Consider the following 24,456-nt stretch of genomic DNA (forward strand, 5'->3'; position numbering starts at 1 on the left):
CCGTGAGCGGGCGCGCCGGACTTCGCCGCGGGCTGATCGGGCGCGAACGCCGCGTACCTCTTGCCAGCACCCCCGGCCGCCTGAATTACTGCTCCCAGGAAGATCGACCGAATGATCGGTCGTCCCCTTGCGGCCCGTTTGTCAACGTGCTGGCCGCCCGTTTCGGAGGGAAGGGCCCTGATGACGGCCATGCTGGACGCGGCGGAACGGCTCGGCCGTGCCGAACTGGAGGCCCTGCAACTGGAGCGGCTCCGGTCCACGCTGCGCCACGCGTACGACAACGTCCCCTTCTACCGGAACGCCTTCGACAGCGCGGGGCTTCGGCCCGACGACTGCCGGGCGCTCGCCGATCTGGCCCGGTTCCCGTTCACCGTGAAGGCGGATCTGCGGGACAACTACCCGTTCGGGATGTTCGCGGTGCCGGAGCACGAGGTGCGCAGGATCCACGCCTCCAGCGGCACGACGGGGCGTCCGACGGTCGTCGGTTACACCGAACGGGACCTGGACACCTGGGCGGCCGTGGTGGCCCGTTCGATCCGGGCGGCGGGCGGGCGGCCCGGCCATAAGGTGCATGTGGCGTACGGATACGGGCTGTTCACCGGCGGGCTCGGGGCGCACTACGGAGCGGAGCGGCTCGGCTGCACGGTGATCCCCGCGTCCGGGGGCATGACCGCGCGCCAGGTCCGGTTGATCCAGGACTTCCGGCCCGAGATCATCATGATCACGCCGTCGTACATGCTGACGCTGCTCGACGAGTTCGAGCGGCAGGGCGTCGATCCGCGATCCACGTCGCTCAAGGTCGGGATCTTCGGCGCGGAGCCGTGGACCGAGGGGATGCGGCGGGAGATCGAGGACCGGTTCGCCATCGACGCGGTCGACATATACGGGCTCTCCGAGGTGATGGGCCCGGGGGTCGCGCAGGAGTGCGTGGAGACGAAGGACGGGCTGCACATCTGGGAGGACCACTTCTATCCGGAGGTCGTGGACCCGTTCACCGGTGAGCTGTTGCCGGACGGCGAGGAAGGGGAGCTGGTCTTCACCTCGCTGACCAAGGAGGCGATGCCGGTGATCCGCTATCGCACCCGGGATCTGACGCGACTGCTGCCGGGGACGGCGCGGACGTTCCGCCGGATGGAGAAGGTCACCGGCCGCAGCGACGACATGGTGATCCTGCGCGGGGTGAACCTCTTCCCCACCCAGATCGAGGAGATCGTGCTGCGTACGCCGGCCGTCGCCCCGCACTTCCAGCTGCGGCTGACCCGGCACGGGCGGCTGGACGCGCTGACAGTCTTCGCGGAGGCGCGGGCGGACGCGACGACCGACGAACGGGAGAAGGCTGCGCGAGCCATCGCGGCGGCGGTGAAGGACGGCATCGGGGTGTCGGTGAGCGTCGAGATCGTGGATCCGGAGACGCTGGAACGCTCGGTGGGCAAGATCCGGCGGATCGTGGATCTGCGGCAGTCCGGCACGGGCTGAGACAGTGCCCGCCCTGCGGCTGGAGGGGGTGACCACCGATCCGGTGCTGCTGGGCGGCGGCGCGCTGGTGCTGACTATTCGGCGTACGTCGCCGAGGTCTTCCGGGCCGGCATCGAATCCGTGCATCCCTCGCAGCGGGCGGCGGCGCGTTCTCTGGGGCTGAGCGGCGGGCAGACGCTCCGCTTCGTGGTGCTGCCGCAGGCGTGCGGCGGGTGGTGCCGCCGCTGCTGAACGACCTCGTGTCGCTCCAGAAGGACACCGGGCTCGTCTCCATCGCCGGGGCGGTGGACGCCGTGTACGCGGCGCAGATCATCGCGAGCAAGGACTTCAACTACACCCCGTACGTCGTCGCGGGTCTGGTCTTCGTGGCGTTGACCATCCCGATGACCCGGCTCACCGACTGGGTGACGGCCCGGATGGACCGGCGGCGGGCCCAGGGAGGGATCGTATGAGCGTGACACCGGCCCCGGAAGCAGCCTCTCCGGTACTGCGGGTGGAGGCGGTCCGCAAGTCGTTCGGGGCGTCGCCGGTGCTGCGGGACATCGACCTGGAGGTAGCCCCGCACACGGTGACCGCCCTGCGCTGGCGGTACGCCCCCGTCTGCTGCTCCTGGACGAGGTCACCGCCGCCCTGGATCCGGAACTGGTGGGCGAGGTGCTGGGTCTCGTACGGGAGGTGGAGGAGGACGGCATGACGATGGTCATCGCCACCCACGAGATGGCGTTCGCGCGCGAGGTCGCCGACCAGGTGTGCTTCCTGGACGCCGGGGTGGTGCTGGAACGCGGCACACCCGAGGAGGTGTTCGGCGCGCCCCGCCAGGAGCGTACCCAGCGGTTCCTGCGGCGGATCGTGGAGGCGGGGCGGCGGTAGCGGCCGGTTCGGGGATCGGATCGCCGGCTTCAGGAAGCGGCCGGTTCGGGAGAGCGCCGGTCTCAGGAAGGCCGGTCTTGGCCCAGCTCGTCCCGCAGTCGCCTCTTGAGGATCTTTCCGCTGGCGTTGCGCGGGAGCGACTCCACGAACACGACGCGCTTGGGCGCCTTGAAGGCGGTGAGCTTCTCGCGGGCGTGAGCGATGAGTTCGCTCTCGCCCGCCTCGCCGCGCAGGACGACGACGGCGGTGACGGCCTCGATCCAGCGGTCGTCGGGGAGGCCGATGACCGCGGTCTCGGCGACGGCGGGGTGCGTGTAGAGGGCGTCCTCCACCTGGCGGGAGGCGACCAGGACGCCGCCGGAGTTGATGACGTCCTTGACCCGGTCGACGACGGTGAGGAAGCCCTCGGCGTCGCGGACGGCGAGGTCGCCGGAGTGGAACCAGCCGTCGCGGAAGGCGTCCGCCGTCTCCTCGGGCTTGTCCCAGTAGCCGGAGCACAGTTGGGGCGAGCGGTAGACCACCTCGCCCGCGGTGCCGTCGGGGACGTCCTCGCCCTTCTCGTCGACGACCCGGGCCTCCACGAAGAGAACCGGCCGGCCGCAGGACTCCATCCGGCCCTCGTGCTCGTCGGGGCCCAGCACGGTGGCCAGGGGGCCGATCTCGCTCTGGCCGAAGCAGTTGAAGAAGGCCAGGTGCGGAAGGCGTCTCCGCAGTCGCTCAAGGACGGGCACGGGCATGATCGAGGCCCCGTAGAACGCCTTGCGCAGACCGGCGAGGTCGCGGGCGGCGAACTCCGGGTGATGGGCGAGGCCGATCCAGACCGTGGGCGGGGCGAACAGGCTGTCGGCCTCCCCCGCTTCCACGAGGTCGAAGATCGTGGCGGCGTCCGGCGTGTCCAGGATGGTGTTCTCCGCGCCGACCGCCAGATACGGCAGCAGGAACACGTGCATCTGGGCCGAGTGGTAGAGCGGCAGGGAGTGCACGGGCCGGTCTGCGGCGTCGAGGCCGAGCGCGGTGATCGCGCTGACGTACTCGTGGACCAGGGCCCCGTGCGTCATCATCGCCCCCTTGGGCAGGGCGGTGGTCCCGGAGGTGTACAGCAGCTGCACCAGGTCGTCGGAGGCGGGCGGGCGCTGCGGGGTGAAGACCCGTTCCGTCTCCAGGGCGTGGAGCAGGGAGCCGGGGGCGTCGCGCAGCGCGCGCACCGGGAGTCCGGCGGGGAGCCGCGCGGCGAGGTCCGGGTCGGTCAGGACGAGGGAGGAGCCGGACTGGTCGAGGAGGTAGGTCAGGTCGTCGCCGGTGAGGTTCTGGTTGACCGGTACGTGGACGAGACCTGCCCGTGCGCAGGCGAGGAAGCCGATCAGATAGGCGTCGGAGTTGTGCGCGTAGGCGGCCACCCGGTCGCCGGGGGCGAGAGCGTGCTCCTCGGTGAGGACGGCGGCGGCCGTGGAGACGGCGGAGTCCAGGGAGCGGTAGGTCCAGGCCCGGCCGGCGTACCGCACGGCGGTCCGGTCGGGGGTGCGCCGGGCGCTGCGGGTGAGGACGCCGTCGACTGTGCTGCTGCGTACACCTGTCATGGCGTGATCCTGTGCGTCCCGGCCCCCGGGGGTCAAGAGGCTGGATACCGACCAGACGGTTGACAGCTTCCGGGGCTCCCTGGCTGAGTGACGCTTGGCCGTCCGGGCGTTCCGGACCGGCCGCGCCCGTGCCGCCCGCACCGCTGGGAGGAAACACCTTGACGTTACGCAACCGTCTGAGACTGCTCGGGGTCGCCGGTCTCGCTCTGTTCACCGTGTCGGCGTCGCTGCCGCCGGCCGCCGCGTCCGGGGCGCAGGAGACGCGGCGCCCGTCCGGGGGCGGTCTCTCCGCCCTCATCCGGTACACGGAGTACGGCATTCCGCACATCGTGGCGAAGGACTACGCGCAGCTCGGCTTCGGCACCGGCTGGGCGCAGGCCGCCGACCAGGTGTGCACGCTGGCGGACGGCTTCCTCACGGTGCGCGGGGAGCGGTCGAGGTTCTTCGGCCCGGACGCCGCCACGGACTACTCCCTCTCCTCGGCGGCGACGAATCTCTCCAGCGACCTGTACTTCCGGGGCGTCCGGGGCAGCGGCACGGTGGAGAAGCTGCTCAAGGAGCCCACGCCCGCCGGTCCGAGCCGGGACGTCAAGGAGACGATGCGCGGGTTCGCCGCCGGGTACAACGCGTGGATCGCGCAGAACCGGATCACCGACCCGGCCTGCCGGGGCGCGTCCTGGGTGCGCCCCGTGACGGCGCTGGACGTGGCGGCGCGCGGCTACGCGCTGGCGGTGCTCGGCGGCCAGGGGCGCGTGATCGACGGCATCACGGCCGCGCGGCCGCCGACGGCCGCTCCCCCGGCGGCCGGGGTCACGCCCGAGGAGGCGGCGAGGGCGGCGGAACGGCTGCTGTCGACGCAGAACGCGGACATGGGGTCCAACGCGGTGGCCTTCGACGGCTCCACCACGGTGAACGGGCGCGGGCTGCTGCTCGGCAACCCGCACTACCCGTGGCAGGGGGGACGCCGCTTCTGGCAGGCGCAGCAGACGATCCCCGGCGAGCTGAACGTGTCGGGCGCGTCCCTGCTGGGCTCGACGACGATCTCGATCGGGCACAACGCCGATGTGGCGTGGAGCCATACGGTCGCCACGGGCGTCACCTTGAACCTGCATCAGCTCGAACTCGATCCGGCCGACCCGACCGCCTATCTGGTGGACGGCAGGCGGGAGCGGATGACGAAGCGGACGGTGAGCGTCCCGGTGAAGGGCGCGGCCGACGTGACCCGCACCCAGTGGTGGACCCGCTACGGGCCGGTGGTCACCTCGTTGGACGGGGAGCTGCCACTGCCGTGGACGGCGAGCACGGCGTACGCGCTGAACGATCCGAACGCGACGAACATGCGGATGGCGGACACCGGGCTGGGCTTCGGCAAGGCCCGTTCCACAGGTGATGTCGAGCGTGCGCTGCACCGGTCGCAGGGCATGCCGTGGGTGAACACGATCGCGGCGGATCGAGCGGGGCACTCGTTCTTCGCCCAGTCGCAGGTGCTGCCGAGGATCACGGACGAGCTGGCCGAGCGCTGCTCCACCCCGCTGGGCCGGGCGACCTATCCCGCCTCCGGTCTCGCGGTGCTGGACGGTTCGCGGACGGACTGCGCGCTGGGCAGCGACCCGGACGCGGTGCGGCCGGGGATCTTCGGCCCGGGCCGGATGCCGGTGCTCAAGGACCAGCCGTACGTGGAGAACTCCAACGACAGCGCGTGGCTGACGAACGCGGAGCGGCCGCTGACCGGGTACGAGCGGGTCTTCGGCACGATCGCCAAGCCCCGGTCGATGCGGACGCGCGGCGCGGTCGAGGACGTCGCGTCGATGGCGGACCGGGGCCGGCTCCGGGTCGGCGACCTTCAGCGGCAGCAGTTCGCCAACCGTGCGCCCGCCGGGGATCTGGCCGCCTCCGAGGCGGCCGAGTGGTGTGCGGCGCTGCCGGGCGGCACGGCCGTGGGCTCCGACGGGACTCCGGTCGACGTGTCGGCGGCCTGCCGGGTGTTGCGGCGCTGGGACCGGACCGTGGACAGCGACAGCCGGGGCGCGCTGCTCTTCGACCGGTTCTGGCGCAAGGCGTCGGCGGCGCGCGCCGCCGAACTGTGGAGGACGCCGTTCGATCCGGCCGACCCGGTGCGCACTCCGCGCGACCTGAACACGGCCGCGCCCGCCCTGGGCAGGGCCCTGGCGGACGCCGTGGCGGAGCTGCGGGCGGCGGACATCGCACTGGACGCGCCGCTGGGCGAGCACCAGTTCGTCGTACGGAACGGCAAGCGGCTCCCGATCGGCGGCGGGACGGAGTCGCTGGGCGTCTGGAACAAGACCGAGCCGCGGTGGAACGCGGCGGGAGGCGGCTACACGGAGGTGTCGTCGGGCTCCAGCTACATCCAGGCGGTCGGGTGGGACGACAGTCGCTGCCCGGTGGCCCCGACGCTGCTGACGTACTCCCAGTCGGAGAACCCGAAGTCACCGCATTTCAGCGACCAGACCCGGCTGTACGCGGGTGAGCGCTGGGTGACGTCCCGGTTCTGCGAGAAGGACATCGCCCGCTCGCCGGCTCTGCGGGTGGTGCGGGTGCACGAGCGGCGGTAGCGCGGTGGGCGGGTGGTGCGCCCGGCCGCCGTGCGAGGGGTGTCCGCCTCGGTCGCGGGCGCCCCTTCTCACCGACGTGTCGTGACCGTGCGCGCGACGCGTCACGCTCCGCTGAGCCGTCTGCCGCGAAGGCGGCGCTCGCTCATCGTCATCCGCCCGTACTGCCGTCCGGCGGGTGGGATGCGCTCGGTGCATACGGCACCGGGCCCGCGAGGGCGGGCGGGCCCTCGCGGACCCGTTGCTCTACAGGGGGCGTCGGCGCCCCTCCCAGTACGGTTCGCGCAGCCGCCGTTTGTAGAGCTTGCCGTTGGGGTCGCGGGGCATGGCGGCGATGAAGTCGAGGCTCCGGGGCCGTTTGTACCCGGCGAGCCGCTCCTCGCAGTGGGCGAGGATCGCGGCGGCGAGCGCCGGTGACGGCTCGTGGCCCTCGGCCGGTTCGACGACGGCCTTGACCTCCTCCCCGCGGTCGGCGTGGGGGATGCCGAAGGCGGCGGCGTCCGCGACGGCGGGGTGGGTGAGCAGGGCCGACTCGATCTCGGCGGGGTAGATGTTGACCCCGCCGGCGATGACCATGTCGATCTTGCGGTCGCGGAGGAAGAGGTAGCCGTCCGCGTCGAGCACGCCGAGGTCGCCGACGGTGAAGAAGTCGCCGATACGGTTCGTGCGGGTCTTCGTCTCGTCCTTGTGGTAGCTGAAGCCGCCGGTGCTCATCTTCATGTAGACGGTGCCCAGTTCGCCCGGCCCGAGCCGGTTGCCGTCGTCGTCGAAGACGGCCAGCTCGCTGATCGGCCAGGCCTTGCCGACGGTGCCCGGCTTCTTCAGCCAGTCCTCGGCGGTGGCGAACGCTCCCCCGCCCTCGCTCGCCGCGTAGTACTCCTCGACGCAGTGTCCCCACCAGTCGATCATGGCGCGTTTGACGTGGTCGGGGCAGGGGGCTGCCCCGTGGATGGCGTGCCGCATGGAGGAGACGTCGTAGCGGGCCCTCACCTCGTCGGGCAGCGCGAGCAGCCGGTGGAACTGGGTGGGGACCATGTGGGTGTGCGTGCAGCGGTGGGCGTCGACGAGGCGCAGCATCTCCTCGGGCGACCAGCCGTCCATCAGGACCAGCGGGTGGCCGATGTGGAGTGCCGCGCCCGCGAACTGGAGCACGGCGGTGTGGTACAGCGGTGAGCAGACCAGGTGCACGTTGTCGTCGAACGGGCGGATGCCGAAGATGCCGAGGAACCCGCCGAGATAGGTCTCCTCGGGGCGTTTGCCGGGCAGGGGGCGCCTGATGCCGCGCGGGCGGCCCGTGGTGCCCGAGGTGTAGTTCATGACCCAGCCGAGGGTGCGGTCCTCCGGCGGGGCCGCCGGGTGGCCTTCGAGGAGTTCGGCGTAGGGGCGGCAGCCGGGGACCGTGCCGACGCCGTAGCGGTGGGTCGCGGGCAGTTCCGCCTCGTCGGCGGCGGCCGTCGCGGTGGCCGCGAAGCGTTCATGGGCGATCAGGACACGGGCCCCCGAGTCGGCGACGATCCAGGCGATCTCGGGGCCGACGAGGTGGTGGTTGACCGGGACGAGGTAGAAGCCGGCCTGCGAGGCGGCGAGGTGGGCGGTGAGGAGTTCGACGCCGTTGGGCAGCACGACGGCGAAGGCGTCGCCCTCGCGCAGTCCGGCCGCGCGCAGTCCGTGGACCATGCGGTTGACGTCGGCGTGGAGCCGGCCCGCGCTCCACTCCTCGCCGTCGGGGGCGATCAGGACGGTGCGGTCGGGGTCGGCGGCGGCCTGGGCCCAGAAGCCGTTGGGCGGCTGGTTCACGTGGCACTCCTTCCGGCGATGCGGTTCATGCGGGTGACGGCCCGTTCGAAGCCACGGGTCAGGTCGTCGACGACGGCCCGAACACTGCGTTCGCTGGTCATCCGTCCGACGATCTGCCCGACGGGCGTGCCCAGCAGCTCGCCGACCTCGTACTTCTGGATCCGGGAGACGGCGTCGGCGACCAACAGCCCCTGGAGCGGCATGGGCAGGGTGCCGGGTCCGGCCGCGTCGTCCCAGGCGTCGGTCCACGCGGTACGGAGTTGGCGCGCGGGTTTCCCCGTGAGGGCGCGCGAGCGGACCGTGTCGCCGGAGCCGGCGGCCAGGAGCTTGGCGGTCAGGGCCGGGGAGTGCAGGTCGGCCTCCTCGGTGGTGAGCCAGAGGGAGCCGAGCCAGACGCCCTGCGCGCCGAGGGCGATCCCGGCGGCGGCCTGTTCGCCGCTGCCGATGCCTCCTGCGGCGAGCACGGCCAGGGGGGCGACGGCCTCGACGACTTCGGGGACCAGCACCATGGAGCCGATCTCGCCGGTGTGGCCGCCCGCTTCGTACCCCTGGGCGACGACGACGTCGATGCCCGCCTCCGCGTGCCGCCGGGCGTGCCGGGCGCTGCCGGCCAGGGCGGCGACGAGGACCCCGTGGTCGTGGGCCCGTTCGACGACGTCGGCGGGCGGGGAGCCGAGGGCGTTGGCGAGCAGTTTGATCGGGTAGTCGAAGGCCACGTCGAGCTGGTTCCGGGCGACCTCCTCCATCCAGCCGGTGATGCGCCAGCCGGACGCCTCCCCCGCCGCCAGTTCGGGCACGTCGTGGCGGGCCAGGAGCTCCCGCACGAACCCGCGGTGCTCGGCCGGGATCATCGCCTCGACGTCAGCCTCGGTGACGCCCTCGACCTTCTTGGCCGGCATGACGACGTCGAGGCCGTAGGGCTTGCCGTCTGCGAGGTCGTGCAGGCGGTCCAGGTCACGCGCGAGATCCTCGGGAGCGGTGTAACGCACCGCTCCGAGCACACCGAAGCCACCGGCTCTGGTGATGGCCGCGGCGACCTCGGGGAACGGCGTGAAGCCGAAGATGGCGTGCTCGATTCCCAGTTGGCGGCTCAGTTCCGTCTCCATGGGCGGCAGGATGCCGCAGCGGGGCGGCCGAGGGAAGACCTTTTCTGATGCAGCGTCAGATTCTTTGCGGACCGGGACGCACCCGGGAGGGCGGGGGTGACAGTAATCTCTGCGGCGGCAGGAACTTTCACTGCTCGGCGAGATTTCGGAAGTTACTTTCGCGTGGGCTCCGGCGCGGCGGGCACGGCCCGCCGACCGGACGCCGGACGCGGGAAGGAGTCGCGGATGACCGGGGACATGCGGGGCGAGGGACGGGCGGCGGACGGCCGGGACGCGCGAGGAGGCCCGGATTCGGCCGGGGGCCACGGCTCCACGACCGGCCCGCGTCCGGCCGGGGGCCGGGCCGCCGGCGCCCGCGCGGCCGGACGTGGCATCGCCCGGCGGCGGCTGGGCGGCGGGATACTGGCGCTGAGCGGCGCCCTCGCGCTGACGCCGATTCCGCTCGCGGGCGCGGCCGGCCGGAGCGGGCCGCGCGCGGGCACGGCGGACGCAGCTGCGGACACGGGAGCGGGCATGGAGTCAGGGGCGCACCGGCCCACCCTGCGGCGCGGGAGCGCCGCGCGCGCCGGGCTGCTCCAGGAGCCGCTGGACCAGCTCGTCCGGGACGCCGAGGCCTACCTCGCCGACTCCCCCGCCCACCCCTGGTACGCGGGCGCGGTCCTGCTCGCCGGGCGGGGCGGGACGGTGGCGCTGCACCGGCCGATCGGGAAGGCGGTGCGCTATGCCGCGTACGACGAGAAGACCGACACCGGGGTGGAGTTCCCGGCGGACCAGCAGATCGCGATGGCCGAGGACACCGTCTTCGACCTGGCCTCGATCTCCAAGCTGTTCACCTCGCTCCTGGCGGTCCAGCAGATCGAACGCGGGGCGCTGGAGCTGGAGGCGACGGTCGCCTCGTACCTCCCGGACTTCGCGGGCGGCGGCAAGCAGGACATCACCGTCCGTCAAGTGCTCACCCACACCTCGGGGTTCCGGTCCTGGATCCCGCTGTACGAGGAGCCGACCCGGGAGGGGAAGCTCCGGATGCTGTGGGCGGAGGTCCCGGCGAGCACCCCGGGCAGCGCGTACCTCTACTCCGACCTCAACCTGATCTCGCTGCAACTCATCCTGGAGAAGATCACCGGCCGCCCGCTCGACGCCCTGCTCCGCGAGGAGATCACCGCCCCGCTCGGGATGCACCGCACCCGCTACAACCCGCCCGCCTCCTGGAGGCCGAAGATCGCGGCGACCGAGGACGCCCGGCCCCCGTGGTCTGGGCTCGATCGCGGGCTGGTCTGGGGCGAGGTGCACGACGAGAACGCCTACAGCCTGGACGGGGTGGCGGGCCACGCCGGGGTGTTCTCCTGCGCCTGGGACCTCGCGATCCTCGCCCGGACCCTCCTCAACGGCGGGGTGTACGGTCGCTCCCGCGTCCTGTCCGAGGAGTCGGTCGACCTGCTGTTCACCGACTTCAACACCGCGTTCCCGGGCGACGAGCACGGCCTCGGCTTCGAGCTCTACCAGCACTGGTACATGGGGGCGATGGCGACCCCGCGCAGTGCGGGACACACCGGGTTCACCGGGACCAGCCTGGTGCTCGACCCGTCGACCGACGCCTTCCTCATCGTGCTGGGCAACTCCGTCCACCCAGTGCGGAGTTGGCGCTCGGGCAGTGCACCCCGGGTGGCGGCCGCCAACCAGCTGGCGCGGGCCGTTCCGGTCCGGCCCGAACGGGGGCGCACCGCCTGGTTCTCCGGGATGGCGAGCGCGTCCACCGCCACCCTCACGCTGCCCGCCCTGCGTCTGGCCTCCACACGGGCCCGGCTGGAGTGCGCGCTGTGGTGGGACACCGAACCGGCCGCCGACCATCTCTTCCTGGAAGCGTCGGCGGGTGGCCAGGACTGGCAGCCGGTGCCGTTCGCCACCGTACGTCCGGGACCGGGCCGCCGGCCGGACGCGCAGCCCCACCCGGCCGGCTCGGTCACCGGCTGGTCGGGGCGCGTCTGGCACCGTCTTGAGGCGGACCTGACGCCCTGGCGCGGCCGGGAGGTACGCCTGCGCTGGCGTTACACCACCGACCAGCGGTACGTGGGACGCGGCGCGTACGTGGACGGGCTGCGGGTCCGCGACGGCTTCCGCACGGTCTTCGACGCGGAACGGCCCCGGGACGCCGGCCGGATCGAGGCGACCGGCTGGGTGCCATCGGCGGACTGAGCCCACGCCCGGACGGGGAGGGGCGTCGGCGGCCGGCGCCCCTCGCAGCGCCGGGGCGGCCACGCCCTCACGTTCCGGTCCTGCTCGCCCTGTCCTTCGCCGATTACAGGAGGCCCACCCCATGACCCGACTTCCGCGCACCGCCCTGGCCGCCGCACTCGTCGGCGGCCTCGCCCCGCTCGTCGTGACCGCGCCGTCGGCCGCGGCCGAGGCGGCGACCGCGTACTACGTGTCGCCGTCCGGGAGCGACGCGAACTCCGGTACGTCTGCGGGCGCTCCGCTGGCCACGATCCAGAAGGCGGTGGATCTGGCCCCGTCGGGCGCGGTGGTGAACCTGGCCCCGGGCGCCTACCGGCAGCACGTGGTGACCGCTCGGGCCGGGGTCACCATCACCGGTCCGTCGAACGCCGTGGTGAAGGGCGCGGGCGACGCCCGGGTCATCCTCGGCACGGCCCCCGAGCAGCAGGGCTCCAACGGGGCTCCGGACGCGGGGGCGGACATCAGCTGGAACAACCGCATCCACCACAACACCACCGTCCACGACAACGTGGGCGCGGGCGTCCGGCTCGGCGGAGACACCGCGACGGACGGCACCGCGACCTCCGTCTACGGCAACACCATCACCGGCAACGCGGGCGGCGGCATCAAGTTCATGCGCACCCCGCAGGGCCCCGTCTGCTCCAACACCATGAGCGGCAACACCGGCGGCGACGCCGTGGGCACGTACGGCAGCTCCTACGACCCGACCGGTGTGTGCCCGAAGTGAGCGGCCGGGGGCCCGCGAGACGCGGGGTTCTGTACGCGGCGGCGGCAGCTGGGGCCGCGGCGGTCGCCGCCACGGCGACGGACGCGCGCGCGGCGGGGACGACCGGCCCCGCGCGTTCACGCTGGACGGCCTCCTGGGCCACCGCCCAGACCGCGCCGACCGCCGCCGACCCGGTGGCGTACGCCGGGCTGACCGACGGGGACTGCACGGCCGTGCTGCGGCTGTCGGCGGGCGGAGCGGTCCGGCTGCGGTACGCGAACACCTTCGGGACCGCGCCTGTGCTGGTCGGACCGGTGACCGCGGACGGCCGCCCGGTGACCTTCGCCGGGCGGAGCCAGGAGTGGCTGGCGGCGGGCGCGAGTCTGACCAGTGACCCCGTCGCGGGGCTGCGGGTGGCGGACGGGGCGCGGCTGGAGGTGCGGACCCGGGTCCCCGGCCCGACCGGTCCGCTCTCCTTCCACCGCAACACCCATGCCTGGCACACCGTCGACTGGGTGCGCACCCGGTCGGTCCTTCTGCTGACCGGGGTGGAGACCACCGGGGCGCGCGGCCCGGTGATCGCGGTGCTCGGCGACTCCATCGCGGAGGGCGTCGGCACGCCCGACGACGCCGATCTGCGGTGGCCCGACCAGTTGGCGCGGCGGCTGCCCGGTGCGGCCGTCGCCAACCTCGGCATCAGCGGCAACCGGCTGCTGCTCGACGACGTCCGCTTCGGGCCCGGCGGCCAGGCCCGCTTCGACCGCGACGTGCTCGGGCTGCCGGGACTGCGGACGGTCCTCGTCCACCTGGGCGTCAACGACCTCCAGCAGCCGCCGGGCCAGAGCGGTCCGGACCAGGTCCTGGCCGGCTACCGGCAGGTGGCGCTGCGCGCCCGGGGCGCCGGGCTGCGGGTCGTGGGCGCCACCATCACCCCGTTCGAGGGGTGGACCCGCTGGTCGCCCGAGCTGGACGCGGTCCGCGGGCACATCAACCGGGCCGTGCGCACCGGGCGGATCTTCGACGGTGTGGCCGACTTCGACGCCGCGCTGCGCGACCCGGCCCGCCCGTCCCGGATGCTCCCCGCCCACGACAGCGGCGACGGTCTGCATCCGGGCCCTTCCGGTCACGCGGCGATCGCCGCCGCCGTCGACCGCCGACACCTTCTGTGAGCCGACGTGAGCGCGACCCTCGACCTCACCCTGAAGTGGAGCTAGAGCCTTGCTGTTCGACATGCACAACGGCGGCCGGGGCATCCCGTACGCGTGGCCGACCTGGAGCGCGCTCGGCTACGCGCACCTGGTGATGGACAGCGGCGGCGGCAGGAACACCGCCGACACCCCGGACATCGGGCCCGAGGGCCACGGTTCGTCCTCGCCCGGTTTCCTGACCCGGGGCATCGAGGACCCCCACCGGCACTACTACCGGCGGCTCATCACCGACGCGGTCCGGGCCGTCGACGCGGCGAAGGCCCATGACGCGGTGGACGCCGGGCGGGTCGCCGTCCTGGGCGGCAGCCAGGGCGGTGGGCTCGCGCCGGCCGTCGCCGGGCTGCGGGACGACGTTGCGGGCGTCACCGGCCCGGGGCGGCCGTCGCCGCGCTGTGGCCGGGCCCCGCTGACGCCGGGCGGCGCCGCTGCCGGCGTCCCGGGCGATCTTGGGCGGGCGTGCGGGTCAGGTGCGGTGCGGTCCGGCGGCCTCCGCCGACCGTCCGAGCCGCTCCAGGCAGTGCGCCTCGTCGTCGCGGGCCGCCAGCGTCTGGGGATGGTCGGGGCCCAGCACCCGGGCGCGCGCCGCGGCGACCTCCCGGTACGCCGTCAGCGCCTCGCTCCACCGGCCGAGCCAGCCGAGCCCCGCGGCGACCTCCCGGCGGCTGATCACGGTGTCCGGGTGATCGGGTCCCAGGGTGCGTTCCCGGAGCGCGCAGACCTCACGCGCCTCGGCGAGCGCCTCCTCCCAACGGCCCGTCCGCCCCAGGTTGACCCCGAGGCCGTGGCGGGCGCGCAGCGTCTCGGGGTCGGCGGCGCCCGCGGTCCGCGTGCGGTCGGCGACCAGGGAGCGGTACAACTCCAGGGCCTCCGCGTCGCGGCCGAGCCGGCCGAGGCTGATGCCGGCCTCGTAGCGGGCGGCGAACGTGTCGGGGTGATCGGGCCCCAGGGTGCTCGCGCGGGCCCTGGCGACGTCCTGGAAGGTGTCCAGCGCCTCGGCCCAGCGGCCCAGCCTGCCCAGCGTGTACGCCACTTCGTAGCGGGTGGTGAGGGTGTCGGGGTGCGTCGGGCCGAGCAGCCGGGCGCGGGCGTCGGCGACCTCCCGGGCCAGCTGCCAGGACTCCTCGGGCCGCCCCAGCCTGCTGAGGTTGAACGCCATGTTGTGGCGGCAGCGCAGGGTGTCGGGGTGGTCGGGGCCCATGACGCGTTCGCGGACGGCGAGGACCTCTCCGTACACCTGGTGGGCCTCGGCGTGCCGGCCGAGCCGGCCCAGGGCGTGGGCGGTCGCCTGGCGGGCGGCGAGCGTCTGCGGGTGGTCGGCGCCCAGGGCGCGTTCGCGGCCCTCGGCGACCCGGGCGAACTCGCGCAGCCCCTCCTCGGCCCGGCCCGTGCGGCTGAGGGTGAGGCCGAGTTCGTAACGGCTGGCGAGGGTGTCGGGGTGGTCGGGGCCGAGGACGCGGCCACGCTGGGCGGCGACCTCCCGGTGCACCTCGCCCGCCTCCTCCCAGCGGCCCAGGCGGCCGAGGTCGATGCCAGCGCCGTGACGGCCGTCGAGCGTGGCGAGGAGATCGGGAACGGGGGGCCCGGCCGGCCCTGGGGCGGCGGGGCCGGAGTGCGGGGCGGTGGCGGAATGCGGGGTGCCGGTGGTCCACCGGCCCGTCAGCCCGGCGGCCGGGTCGGGTTGTTGGACGCCGGGGCCCGTCGCGCCGGTCGCCCGGTGTCCGGCGGTCATGGAGCGGGTCCAGGCGGGCAGGGCCCTCGTGCGCGGGGCCGGCGGCCGCCCGGCGCCGGACAGGGCGAGGGGTCCCGGTCCGAGCGCGGGCTGTTCCCCGGTCCGGCCGAGGACGATGCGGCGGCGCAGGTCGCCCGCGTCGACGGGCCGCTCCTCGGGGGCCTTGGCGAGCAGGTCGAGGACGACGCGGTCGAGGAAGCCCGGCAGGTCGGCACGGTGGGTGCGCAGCGGTTCCGGCGGGGTGTCGCGGTGTCCGACGAGCACGGCCCAGGCGTCGTCCTGGTCGAACGGCGGTACGCCGGTGGCGATTTCGTACAGGACGCAGCCCAGTGAGTAGAGGTCGCTGCGGTGGTCGACCTCCTTGCCGCTGATCTGCTCGGGCGACATGTAGTGCGGGGTGCCCATGGCGAGGCCGGTGGTGGTGAGGCGGGACGTCATGCCGATGTCGTGGCCGAGGCGCGCTATGCCGAAGTCGCAGATCTTCACCGTGCCGTCGGTCAGCCGCATGATGTTGGCGGGCTTGAGGTCGCGGTGGACGATGCCCTGCCGGTGGGTGTAGCCCAGGGCGTCGGCGACCTGTTCCGCGATGTCGACGACATGGTCGACGGGCAGCGGGTGCTGCTGGTTCTCCTCCAGCAGCTGGCTCAGGTTGTGCCCGTCGAGCAGCTCCATGACGAGGTAGAGCACGCCCTCGTGCTCGCCGAAGTCGTGCACGACGGTGACCCCCCGGTGCTGGAGGGAGGCGGCCACCCGGGCCTCGCGCCGGAAGCGTTCACGCAGGATGCGGGTGAACGCCCGGTCGTGCTGGGGGCCCATGGGTTTGAGGCATTTGACGGCGACCTGACGGCCCAGCGACTCGTCGCGGGCGCGCCACACCTCGCCCATGCCGCCGCGCCCGATCAGTTCGAGCAGTCGGTACCGGCTCTGGATCAGCCTGGTGTCCGCCATGTGCCGCTTCCCGCCCCCGTTGTTCCCCGCTGCTGGCGCTATGCCCTCCCCGGCCCGTCCAGTATGGCGGCCGGTCCGCGGAGTCGGTACGCGGCGGGGCGGCTGTCGGGCCCCAGCCGTGCCATCGCCCCGAGAATATGACCGGGCGGCAGCTGCCAGCGCACCCGGTCCGGGATCGCCCGCAGGACGGCGCCGGTGGCGCGCAGCCGCCGGTCGACGGTGGCCGGCGGCGGGGCGGGCCGGCCGTACAGCTCGTGGGCGTACGGGGGCAGGGACTGGTAGGCCAGCGCCGCCACCCGCCGCCACACCAGGGCGCGCGCCGGAACGAGCCAGGGGCGCACGGGCGGGCTGCGGAGGAAGTCGTCGACGTCGGCGGCCTCGGCTCCGGCGGCGAGTTCGGGGCGTACGCGGTCGAAGTAGGCGGCGAGCGCGGCGGTGGTGGCGGGCACCCGGTCCGGGTCGAGGCCGACGAGGCGGGCGCCGGTGCGGTGTTCGTCGATGTACCGGTCCGCCTGGGCGTCGGTGAGGGGGTAGCCGGAGCGGCGCTGGACCTGGAGGTAGGAGTCGGCCTCGGCGCAGTGCACCCAGAGCAGCAGTTCCGGTTCGTCGACGCCGTACGTCTCCCCGGTGTCCGGGTCGGTGGCCTCGATCATGCGGTGGATCCGGCGGACCCGGGCGCCCGCCCGTTCGGCGGCGTCGGTGGTGCCGTAGGTGATGGTGCCGACGAAGGACGCCGTACGCATGAGCCGGCCCCAGGCGTCCCGGCGGAAGTCGGAGTTCTGGGTGACACCGCGCACGGCGCGCGGGTGGAGTGCCTGGAGGTAGAGGGCGCGGATGCCCGCGATCCACATCATCGGGTCGCCGTGCAGCTGCCAGGTGACCGACCGGGGCCCGAAGAGGCCGGGGTCGGGTCGCGGCGGGGAGACCTCGTTCATCCGCGGGTACCTCCGGCTCGGCGGTGCACGGGGCGGCGCCGGTCCGCGCACGGACCGGGGCCGGGGCCGGGATCGATGGTACGTCGGGGAGGGGCGTCTCCGGCAGGGCGGGGCGGACGGTGGCTCGGCCCCGTGCTCGGTGGCCGAGCGGTTCGCGGTCCGTGCGGGGTCATGTTCAGCGCGCCCACGAGGTCATGTTCAGCGCGCCCACTGGAATACCCCCCAGGGGTATGCTGTTATGGCGGATGTCCCCAGGACGGAAAAGAAGACCCCGAAGGCACATCACACACGTGGAGTCACGATGAACAACCATTCCGGCCACGACATGACCGCCCACGGCGGTGCCCGTCCCGGTGGGCTGTCGGTCTCCGAGAACGGGTACACCCTCGAACTCGACTCGACGGTCTTTTCGGCCGGGGTACGGACGGTCGCCTTCCGGGTGACCGGTCCGGACGGACGGCCGGTGACCGAATTCACGCCCAAGCACGAGAAGAAGCTGCACTTCATCGCCGTCCGGCGCGACACGACCGGCTTCCAGCACGTGCACCCGGTGATGGACGGGAAGGGCACCTGGAGCGTCGACCTGACCCTGGAGCCGGGAGACTGGAGGTTCTTCGCCGACATCCACCCGGTCGGCCACGGCGGAACCATGACGCTGGGCATCGACGCCTCGGTCGCCGGGCCGTACGCCCCACAGCCGATTCCCGGGGGCTCGCGCAGCGCCCACGTCGGCGAGTACACCGTCACCCTCGACGGCGAGCTCCTGCCCGGCACGGCGAGCGACCTGACGCTCACCGTCAGCCGGAACGGCCGGCCGGTCACCGATCTGCAGCCCTACCTGGGGGCGTACGGGCACCTGGTGGCGCTGCGGGTCGGCGACCTGGGCTATCTCCACGTCCATCCGGACGGCGAGCCCGGTGACGGCGTCACCGAGCCGGGGCCCGGGATCACCTTCATGGCCGCGGCGCCGACGGGCGGCGTCTACCGCCTCTACCTGGACTTCCAGCACGAGGACGTCGTCCGGACGGCCGAGTTCACGGTACGGACCACCGCGACCGCCCCCGGCCCGGACGCGGCGCCCCGGGCGGCGTCCGAGCAGTCGGGCCAGCACGGCGGCCACGCACACCACTGACCGGCCGCGGGAACGTCACCGGCCGGCCGGGCCGCACAGCCCGCCGAGGGGCGCTCGATCCGTCGAGCGCCCCGCCACCCTCCACCACAGCCTCCCCTTCGGAAGGACCACCATGCCCCGCCTGACCCGACTCACCCCCGACACAGCGGTCGGCGCCTCGCGCGACCTCCTCGCCGAGCTGGTCTCCCGGCACGGCGAGGTCGGTGACATGGTCTCCACGATGGCGCACTCCCCCGCCGTCCTGGGCGGCTATCTGCAGCTCAGCCGGGCCATGGGTCGAGCCAAGCTCGACCGTGGGATCAGCGAACGGATCTCGATCGCCGTCCAGACCCTCCAGGGCTGCCGGCTCTGTCTGGACGCCCATGTCGGCGCCGCTCGCAGGACGGGAGTGGACGAGGGCGAGATCGAGCGTGCCCGCGCGGGCACCTCGGACGACCCCGGGATCGCGGCGATCATCGCCCTCGCCCTCCAGGTCCACCGCGAGCCGACGTCGATCACCGACGCCCAGGTCACCGCGCTCCGCGAGCACGGCTACAGCGACCGCGCGATAGCCGACGTCGTCGGCGTCGTCGCACTCAACGTCCTCACCGGCGCCTTCAACCTGCTGGCCGGACTCACTCCGGAGAGCGGCGCCGATGCGTAGGGACATCCCCGCCTCCCCCCGCGGGGCGCGGCCTCCGGCGCGAGGCCGCGCCCCGCCGCACGGACCCGGAAGGAACACGCCATGCGCCTGTTCGCCAACCGCGACTACCGCCGTCTGTTCGGCGCGCAGATCATCGCCCTCTTCGGCACCGGGCTGGCCACCGTGGCCCTCGGGCTGCTCGCCTACGACCTCGCCGGTCCGAGCGCCGGTGCGGTCCTCGGCACCGCCCTGACCATCAAGATGGTCATGTACGTGGTCATCGCCCCGGTCGCCGCCGCGTACGTCGACCGCCTCCCCAGAAGAATCCTTCTGACCCTCCTCGACGCGGTGCGCGCCCTGGTGGTCCTGGCGCTGCCGTTCGTCACGGAGATCTGGCACATCTACCTCCTGGTCGGCCTGCTCCAGGCCGCTTCCGCGGCGTTCACCCCGACGTTCCAGGCGGTCATCCCCGACATCGTCACCGAGGAGTCCGACTACGTACGCGCCCTGTCCGCCTCGCAGGTCGCCTCCACGATGGAGAGCCTCCTCTCCCCCGTCCTCGCAGCGGTCGCCCTGGCGTTCCTGAGCTTCGACCGGCTGTTCCTCGGCACCTCCGCCGGATTCCTCCTCTCCGGCCTGCTCGTGCTGTCGACGCGCATCCCCGAGGCCCGTCCCAGCTCCCACACCCGGGCGTGGGACAGGGCGACGGCGGGGATCAGGACCTTCCTCGGGACACCGCGGCTGCGCGGCGTCATGGCACTCAATCTCGCGGTCGCGGCGGCGGGCTCGATCGTCGTCGTCAACACCGTCAACTACGTCCGTGACGAGCTCGGGGGCTCGCAGTCGGCCGTCGCGTGGATGCTCGCCGCCTCCGGCGGCGGGACCCTGCTGGCCGCCCTCGTCCTGCCGTGGGTACTCGACCGGGTCGCCGCCCGGACGGTCATGGTGACCGGCGCGGGAGTCCTCGTCGGCGGCACGGCCGCCGCCGTGACGCTCGCCGCGGCCGGACTGACCACCTGGACCGGTACGGCGATCGTCTGGGCCCTGATCGGCATCGGCATGGCGCTGGTCATCACCCCGACCGGCAAGATCCTGCGCGCCTCGGTCGAACCGAACGCGATCCCCGGGGTCTTCGCCGCCCAGTTCTCCCTCTCCCACCTCGCCTGGCTGATCACCTACCCCATCGCCGGATGGCTCGGCACGAGCACCGGCTTCGCCGCCGCCTGGTCCGTCCTCGCGGCGCTCGCCGCCGCGGGCGCGATCGGCGCTCTCCTCCTGTGGCCGCGCCACGACGGGCGAGGAGCCGCGCCCGCGCCCCTGACCCCCGTCCCGGCCGAACGCCCGTCGGACCGGTCCACCCTCTCCAAGGCCGCGTAGGTCCTGTCGGTCGCCGACGTCGCACGGGCCCGGACGGAGGCCGGCCAAGGGCGCCATCCCCCGACAGCCGTATCCGATCGGCCCCGACAGCAGCTCGCCATACCCCTAGGGGGTATATTGCTCACGCGAAGCGAGATACCCCCCTCCCGTATTGGAGTAAGTCATGTCAACCTCGTCCGCCCCTCCCAGTCCACGCCGCTGGACGGCACTCGTCCTCATAGCCCTGGCCCAGTTCACGGTCATCATGGACACGTCGATCATTGGGGTGGCCCTCCCCAAGATGCAGACGGACCTGGGCTTCTCCCCCGAGGGCCTCTCCTGGGTGTTCAACGCCTACGTCGTCGCCTTCGGCGGGCTTCTCCTGCTCGGCGGGCGGCTCTCCGACCTGTTCGGCGCCAAGCGGATCTTCGTCGCCGGGTGGATCGTGATGGCTGGGGGATCCCTGGTCGCCGGCCTCGCCTCCGAGATCTGGGTCGAGCTGACCGGGCGCGCCCTGCAAGGCGTCGGCGCCGCGCTGATCGCCCCGTCCGCCCTCACCCTGCTGATGATGCTCTTCGGCTCCCGCCCCAAGGAACTGACCAAGGCGCTGGCGCTGTACGGCGCGGCGGCCCCGGCGGGCGGCACCGCCGGCGTCTTCCTCGGCGGTGTGATCACCGAGTACGCCAGCTGGCCCTGGGTGTTCTACATCAACATCCCGATCGCCCTGATCGTGCTGGCCCTCACCCCGGGGGTCATGCCCTCCTCCCCCGTCCGCCGCGGATCCGTCGACTTCGGCGGAGCGGCCACCGTCACCGTGGGACTGGCCACCGCCGTCTACGCCATCGTCCGCGCCCCGGAAACCGGCTGGGGCTCGGCCGAGACCTGGCTCGTCCTGCTGGCCGGCCTGGCGCTGATCGCCGCGTTCGTCGCCATCCAGTCGAAGCGCCGCGAGCCGCTGATGCGGCTGGGCATCTGGAAGGCCCCCAACCTCGCCGGCGCGAACATCGCGCAGCTGCTGATGGCCGCCGCGTGGATCCCCATGTGGTTCTTCCTCAACCTGTACCTCCAGCAGGTCCTGGGGCTGGGAGCGTTCGCCTCGGGCGCGGCCCTCCTGCCGATGACGGTCGCCATCATGATCATGATGATCGTCCTGGCGCCCCGTCTGATGGCCCGTTTCGGGAGCAAGCCGCTGATCGTCACCGGCCTGCTGGCCCTCGCGGCAGGCATGCTGTGGCTGTCGTTCGCCCGGGCGGACGGCACCTTCTGGGTCGACGTCCTGCCCGCGTCCCTGCTGGCCGCGGCCGGCATGTCGCTGGCGTTCATCCCCTCCCTCGGCACCGCGCTGTCCAGTGCGCGCCCCGAGGAGGGCGGTCTCGCCTCCGGCATCGTCAACACCAGCTACCAGGTCGGCTCCGCACTCGGACTGGCCGCGATGACGGCCGTGTCCGCGGCGTACGGCGCCCGTGAGCTCGGCAACCCGGAAGCACTCACCAACGGGTTCTCCGCCGCCTTCATCGGAGCGGCGGCCCTCGCCGCCGTCGGCGCGGCCGCGTCACTGCTCACCCTGCGCGGGACACCCGCCCAGGACTCCGCCCCCGGCGAGAAGCAGCCCGTCTAGGCGGGCGACGCTCGAACCCGTAGGGGCCGGCCCGCCGGGCCGGCCCCTACGGGGCGGTCGCGTTCGGGCGGTCGGCTCAGGCGCGCAGGAACGTCTCGACGCTGGTCGCCAGGGCCAGCGGAGTCTCGTACATCGGGTAATGGCCGCTGTTCGGGATCTCCTCCAGTTCGGCGTTCGGATAGTGGCTGAGCCACGTGGCGCGCATGGCGTCGGCCGTCAGGGCGAGATCGTGCTCGCCGACGACGACCTTGACCGGAACGGGGTTGCCGGTGATCCGCTCCGTGAGGTCGGCGGTGACCCAGTCCTTCACGTAACCGCCGAACGCCTCGCGGGTCGACCACTCCAGCGAGCGGTCGACCATCAGGTCGAGCCATACCCGGGGCGCGCGTCGACCGGTGACCAGGTCCACGATGGCCCGTCGCTTGTCACGGTCGTGCGCGGCACCGTAGAACAGTGCCTCCCCGTCGCGGTCCAGCGGATAGACGCCGGCGGGGACGGGCGCCAGGCCGACCAGCTTGCGCACCCTCCCCGGAGCCTGTGCCAGCACCTGCTGGGCCGCCTTGCCGCCCATGGAGTGGCCGATGAGGGAGAAGCTCTCCCAGCCGAGTTCACCGGCCAGGGCGAGGGCGTCGTCGGCGATCTCGGCGAGCGTGTACGCGCCCCCGACGGCTTTGCGATCGCCGTAGCCCCGGTAGTCGAGGAAGGCGTAGCCGAAGGTGTCGCCGTCCAGGCAGTCCAGGAAGGGGCCCCAGCCGGAGCTGGTCCCGAACCAGTCGTGGAGCACCAGCACCTTGTGGTCGCCGGAACCGGTCAGACGGTGCGGCATGCTCATACGGGGTTCCTCCCGGGTCGTGGACGTTCGGGCGCGCGGGGCGAGGCGCGCACCGGATCCCTTCCCCGGGCCGGGACCGCGAACCGGATCCACGGGGAGGGCCACCGTTCGTGCGGCGGAGTCCGGTCCGGCCGCAGCGCGCTCGCCGGCAGCCGGCTCCCCCGGGGGCGTCCGCTCAGTGGCCGGCGACCAGTTCTCCGGTGAGCCTGTCGTGGAGGCGCGCGCTCGGGTCGTTGAGGCCGGTGATCTCGACGGTCTTGCCGCGCTGGGCGTACTTGGTCTCGATGGCGTCGAGAGCGGCGACGGAGGAGGCGTCCCAGATGTGGGCCGAGCTCAGGTCGATGACGACCCGGTCGGGGTCGTTCGCGTAGTCGAACCGCCCGACGATGTCGTTGGAGGAGGCGAAGAAGAGTTCACCGGTGACCCGGTAGACGACGGTGGTGCGGTCGGGGTCGGTGACGGCGGTGACGTCGGCGAGGTGGGCGACGCGCCTGGCGAAGATGACCATGGCGGTGACGGAGCCGACGACCACGCCGATGGCGAGGTTGTGCGTGATCACGACGCAGGCGACGGTGATCACCATGACGGCGATCTCGCCGACGGGCATCCGCCGGAGGGTCCTGGGCGCGATGGAGTGCCAGTCGAAGGTCGCGAAGGAGACCATGACCATGACGGCCACCAGCGCGGCCATGGGAATGTCGGAGACGACCGGGCCGAAGACGATGCACAGCACCATCAGGAACGCGCCCGCCAGGAACGTGGAGAGGCGGGTGCGGGCGCCGGACACCTTTACGTTGATCATGGTCTGGCCGATCATGGCGCAGCCGCCCATGCCGCCGAAGAAGCCGGTGACGATGTTCGCGACGCCCTGCCCGAGGGATTCACGGGTCTTGTTCGAGTGGGTGTCGGTGATGTCGTCCACCAGCTTCGCGGTCATCAGCGATTCCATCAGGCCGACCAGCGCCATCGCGAACGCGTAGGGGGCGATCGTCGTGAGTGTGTCGAGAGTGAACGGCACATCGGGCAGGCCCGGCACCGGCAGGGAGGTCGGCAGGGCGCCCCGGTCGCCGACGGTCGGCACCGCGATGGCGGCGCCGACCGTGATCACGGTGAGGATGACGATGGAGACGAGCGGGGCCGGGACGACCGTGGTGATCTTCGGGAAGAACACCATGAGCGCGAGGCCGCCGATGATCAGGGGGTAGACGGGCCAGGGCACGTCGGTCATCTCGGGAATCTGGGCCATGAAGATCAGGACGGCCAGGGAGTTGACGAAGCCGACCATCACCGAGCGCGGAATGAACCGCATCAGTTTCGCCACGCCCAGCGCCCCCAGGACGATCTGGAAGACGCCCGCGAGGATGACGGCCGCGATGAGGTAGCCGAGGCCGTGGTCACGGTTCAACGGTGCGATCACCAGGGCGACGGCACCGGTGGCGGCGGAGATCATGGCCCGCCGCCCGCCGACGACGGAGATCACCACGGCCATCGTGAAGGAGGCGAACAGACCGATCGCGGGATCGACTCCGGCGATGATCGAGAACGAGATCGCCTCGGGGATCAGCGCCAGCGCGACGACCAGTCCCGCCAGCACCTCGGTACGCCACACCTTCGGGTCGGACAGCCAGTCGGGCTTCAGGTCGCGCAGGCGGGTGGCCGGGGACACAGCGGATTCAGCGGAAGACAAGGGAGAGGGACCTGTCCTGCTCGGGCGCGCCCGGTCGACGGGCGAGTGCGCGGAG

17 protein-coding genes and 3 pseudogenes are annotated in these 24,456 nt (G+C 72.9%); 13 read left to right on the plus strand and 7 right to left on the minus strand.

Going from position 1 to position 24,456, the window contains the following annotated elements; all coding sequences use genetic code 11:
• Positions 1-180 precede the first annotated feature (180 nt).
• The 4 genes and pseudogenes from paaK to D581_RS01000000136940 all read left to right on the plus strand — a co-directional run.
• Positions 181-1,476, plus strand: coding sequence for a phenylacetate--CoA ligase PaaK (gene paaK / locus D581_RS0106710; RefSeq protein ID WP_018956457.1), 1,296 nt, complete (start codon positions 181-183; stop codon positions 1,474-1,476).
• A 4-nt stretch (positions 1,477-1,480) separates the two neighbouring features.
• Positions 1,481-1,928: pseudogene (locus tag D581_RS1000000138520) on the plus strand (amino acid ABC transporter permease); the annotation flags it as partial.
• Positions 1,925-2,170: a hypothetical protein gene (locus D581_RS1000000141970; protein ID WP_469224718.1), complete on the plus strand. Its 246-nt coding sequence runs from the start codon at positions 1,925-1,927 to the stop codon at positions 2,168-2,170. The pseudogene D581_RS1000000138520 and the gene D581_RS1000000141970, both read left to right, overlap by 4 nt.
• Positions 2,056-2,346: pseudogene (locus tag D581_RS01000000136940) on the plus strand (ATP-binding cassette domain-containing protein); the annotation flags it as partial. The gene D581_RS1000000141970 and the pseudogene D581_RS01000000136940, both read left to right, overlap by 115 nt.
• A gap of 62 nt (positions 2,347-2,408) precedes the next feature.
• Here the strand turns inward: D581_RS01000000136940 and D581_RS0106725 are convergent.
• Positions 2,409-3,923 (minus strand): acyl-CoA synthetase, encoded by a 1,515-nt coding sequence (locus D581_RS0106725; RefSeq protein WP_018956460.1) that lies wholly within the window; start codon positions 3,921-3,923, stop codon positions 2,409-2,411.
• Positions 3,924-4,081: 158 nt separating this feature from the next.
• Here D581_RS0106725 and D581_RS0106730 point away from each other — a divergent pair, with 158 nt between their 5' ends.
• Positions 4,082-6,496, plus strand: coding sequence for an acylase (locus D581_RS0106730; RefSeq protein ID WP_018956461.1), 2,415 nt, complete (start codon positions 4,082-4,084; stop codon positions 6,494-6,496).
• Between the two features lie 243 nt (positions 6,497-6,739).
• Here the strand turns inward: D581_RS0106730 and D581_RS0106735 are convergent, their stop codons facing one another.
• Both D581_RS0106735 and D581_RS0106740 read right to left on the minus strand, forming a co-directional pair.
• A complete protein-coding gene (locus D581_RS0106735) occupies positions 6,740-8,290 on the minus strand; it encodes an acyl-CoA synthetase (protein ID WP_018956462.1) in 1,551 nt (516 codons plus the stop codon).
• A complete protein-coding gene (locus D581_RS0106740) occupies positions 8,287-9,396 on the minus strand; it encodes an NAD(P)H-dependent flavin oxidoreductase (RefSeq protein WP_018956463.1) in 1,110 nt (369 codons plus the stop codon). The genes D581_RS0106735 and D581_RS0106740 overlap by 4 nt, the downstream gene beginning before the upstream one ends.
• Positions 9,397-9,621: 225 nt before the next feature.
• Between D581_RS0106740 and D581_RS0106745 the strand changes: the two genes are divergently transcribed.
• From D581_RS0106745 to D581_RS1000000139430, 4 genes and pseudogenes are all read left to right on the plus strand, one after another.
• Positions 9,622-11,589 carry a serine hydrolase gene (locus D581_RS0106745; RefSeq protein WP_018956464.1) on the plus strand — a complete coding sequence of 656 codons (1,968 nt, stop codon included), beginning with the start codon at positions 9,622-9,624 and terminating at the stop codon, positions 11,587-11,589.
• Between the two features lie 121 nt (positions 11,590-11,710).
• Entirely contained in the window at positions 11,711-12,355 is a 645-nt protein-coding gene (locus D581_RS0106750) for a DUF1565 domain-containing protein (RefSeq protein ID WP_018956465.1), read from the plus strand.
• On the plus strand, positions 12,352-13,503 hold the full coding sequence (locus D581_RS0106755) for an SGNH/GDSL hydrolase family protein (RefSeq protein ID WP_018956466.1): 1,152 nt from the start codon (positions 12,352-12,354) through the stop codon (positions 13,501-13,503). Before D581_RS0106750 ends, D581_RS0106755 begins: the two co-directional genes overlap by 4 nt.
• 61 nt (positions 13,504-13,564) lie before the next feature.
• A pseudogene (locus D581_RS1000000139430) lies at positions 13,565-13,894 on the plus strand (acetylxylan esterase); the annotation flags it as partial.
• A gap of 111 nt (positions 13,895-14,005) precedes the next feature.
• Here the strand turns inward: D581_RS1000000139430 and D581_RS0106760 are convergent.
• Both D581_RS0106760 and D581_RS0106765 read right to left on the minus strand, forming a co-directional pair.
• Positions 14,006-16,219: a serine/threonine-protein kinase gene (locus D581_RS0106760; protein WP_018956467.1), complete on the minus strand. Its 2,214-nt coding sequence runs from the start codon at positions 16,217-16,219 to the stop codon at positions 14,006-14,008.
• A gap of 38 nt (positions 16,220-16,257) precedes the next feature.
• Positions 16,258-17,154, minus strand: a complete 897-nt coding sequence (locus D581_RS0106765) for an oxygenase MpaB family protein (RefSeq protein ID WP_018956468.1) — start codon at positions 17,152-17,154, stop codon at positions 16,258-16,260.
• A 301-nt stretch (positions 17,155-17,455) separates the two neighbouring features.
• Between D581_RS0106765 and D581_RS0106770 the strand changes: the two genes are divergently transcribed.
• From D581_RS0106770 to D581_RS0106785, 4 genes are all read left to right on the plus strand, one after another.
• Positions 17,456-18,286 carry a hypothetical protein gene (locus D581_RS0106770; RefSeq protein WP_018956469.1) on the plus strand — a complete coding sequence of 277 codons (831 nt, stop codon included), beginning with the start codon at positions 17,456-17,458 and terminating at the stop codon, positions 18,284-18,286.
• A 112-nt stretch (positions 18,287-18,398) separates the two neighbouring features.
• Positions 18,399-18,929 (plus strand): carboxymuconolactone decarboxylase family protein, encoded by a 531-nt coding sequence (locus tag D581_RS0106775; protein ID WP_018956470.1) that lies wholly within the window; start codon positions 18,399-18,401, stop codon positions 18,927-18,929.
• Between the two features lie 81 nt (positions 18,930-19,010).
• The gene (locus D581_RS0106780) at positions 19,011-20,285 is read left to right on the plus strand and encodes an MFS transporter (protein WP_018956471.1); all 1,275 of its coding nucleotides are present in this window, start codon (positions 19,011-19,013) and stop codon (positions 20,283-20,285) included.
• A gap of 163 nt (positions 20,286-20,448) precedes the next feature.
• Positions 20,449-21,882 (plus strand): MFS transporter, encoded by a 1,434-nt coding sequence (locus tag D581_RS0106785; RefSeq protein WP_026290279.1) that lies wholly within the window; start codon positions 20,449-20,451, stop codon positions 21,880-21,882.
• 76 nt (positions 21,883-21,958) lie between these two features.
• On the opposite strand, the gene D581_RS0106790 is transcribed toward D581_RS0106785, so the two are convergent.
• Positions 21,959-22,714, minus strand: a complete 756-nt coding sequence (locus D581_RS0106790; protein ID WP_018956474.1) for an alpha/beta fold hydrolase — start codon at positions 22,712-22,714, stop codon at positions 21,959-21,961.
• A 175-nt stretch (positions 22,715-22,889) separates the two neighbouring features.
• Positions 22,890-24,380, minus strand: coding sequence for a SulP family inorganic anion transporter (locus tag D581_RS0106795; protein ID WP_018956475.1), 1,491 nt, complete (start codon positions 24,378-24,380; stop codon positions 22,890-22,892).
• Between the last annotated feature and the right edge of the window lie 76 nt (positions 24,381-24,456).

The organism is Streptomyces sp. CNB091 (assembly GCF_000377965.1).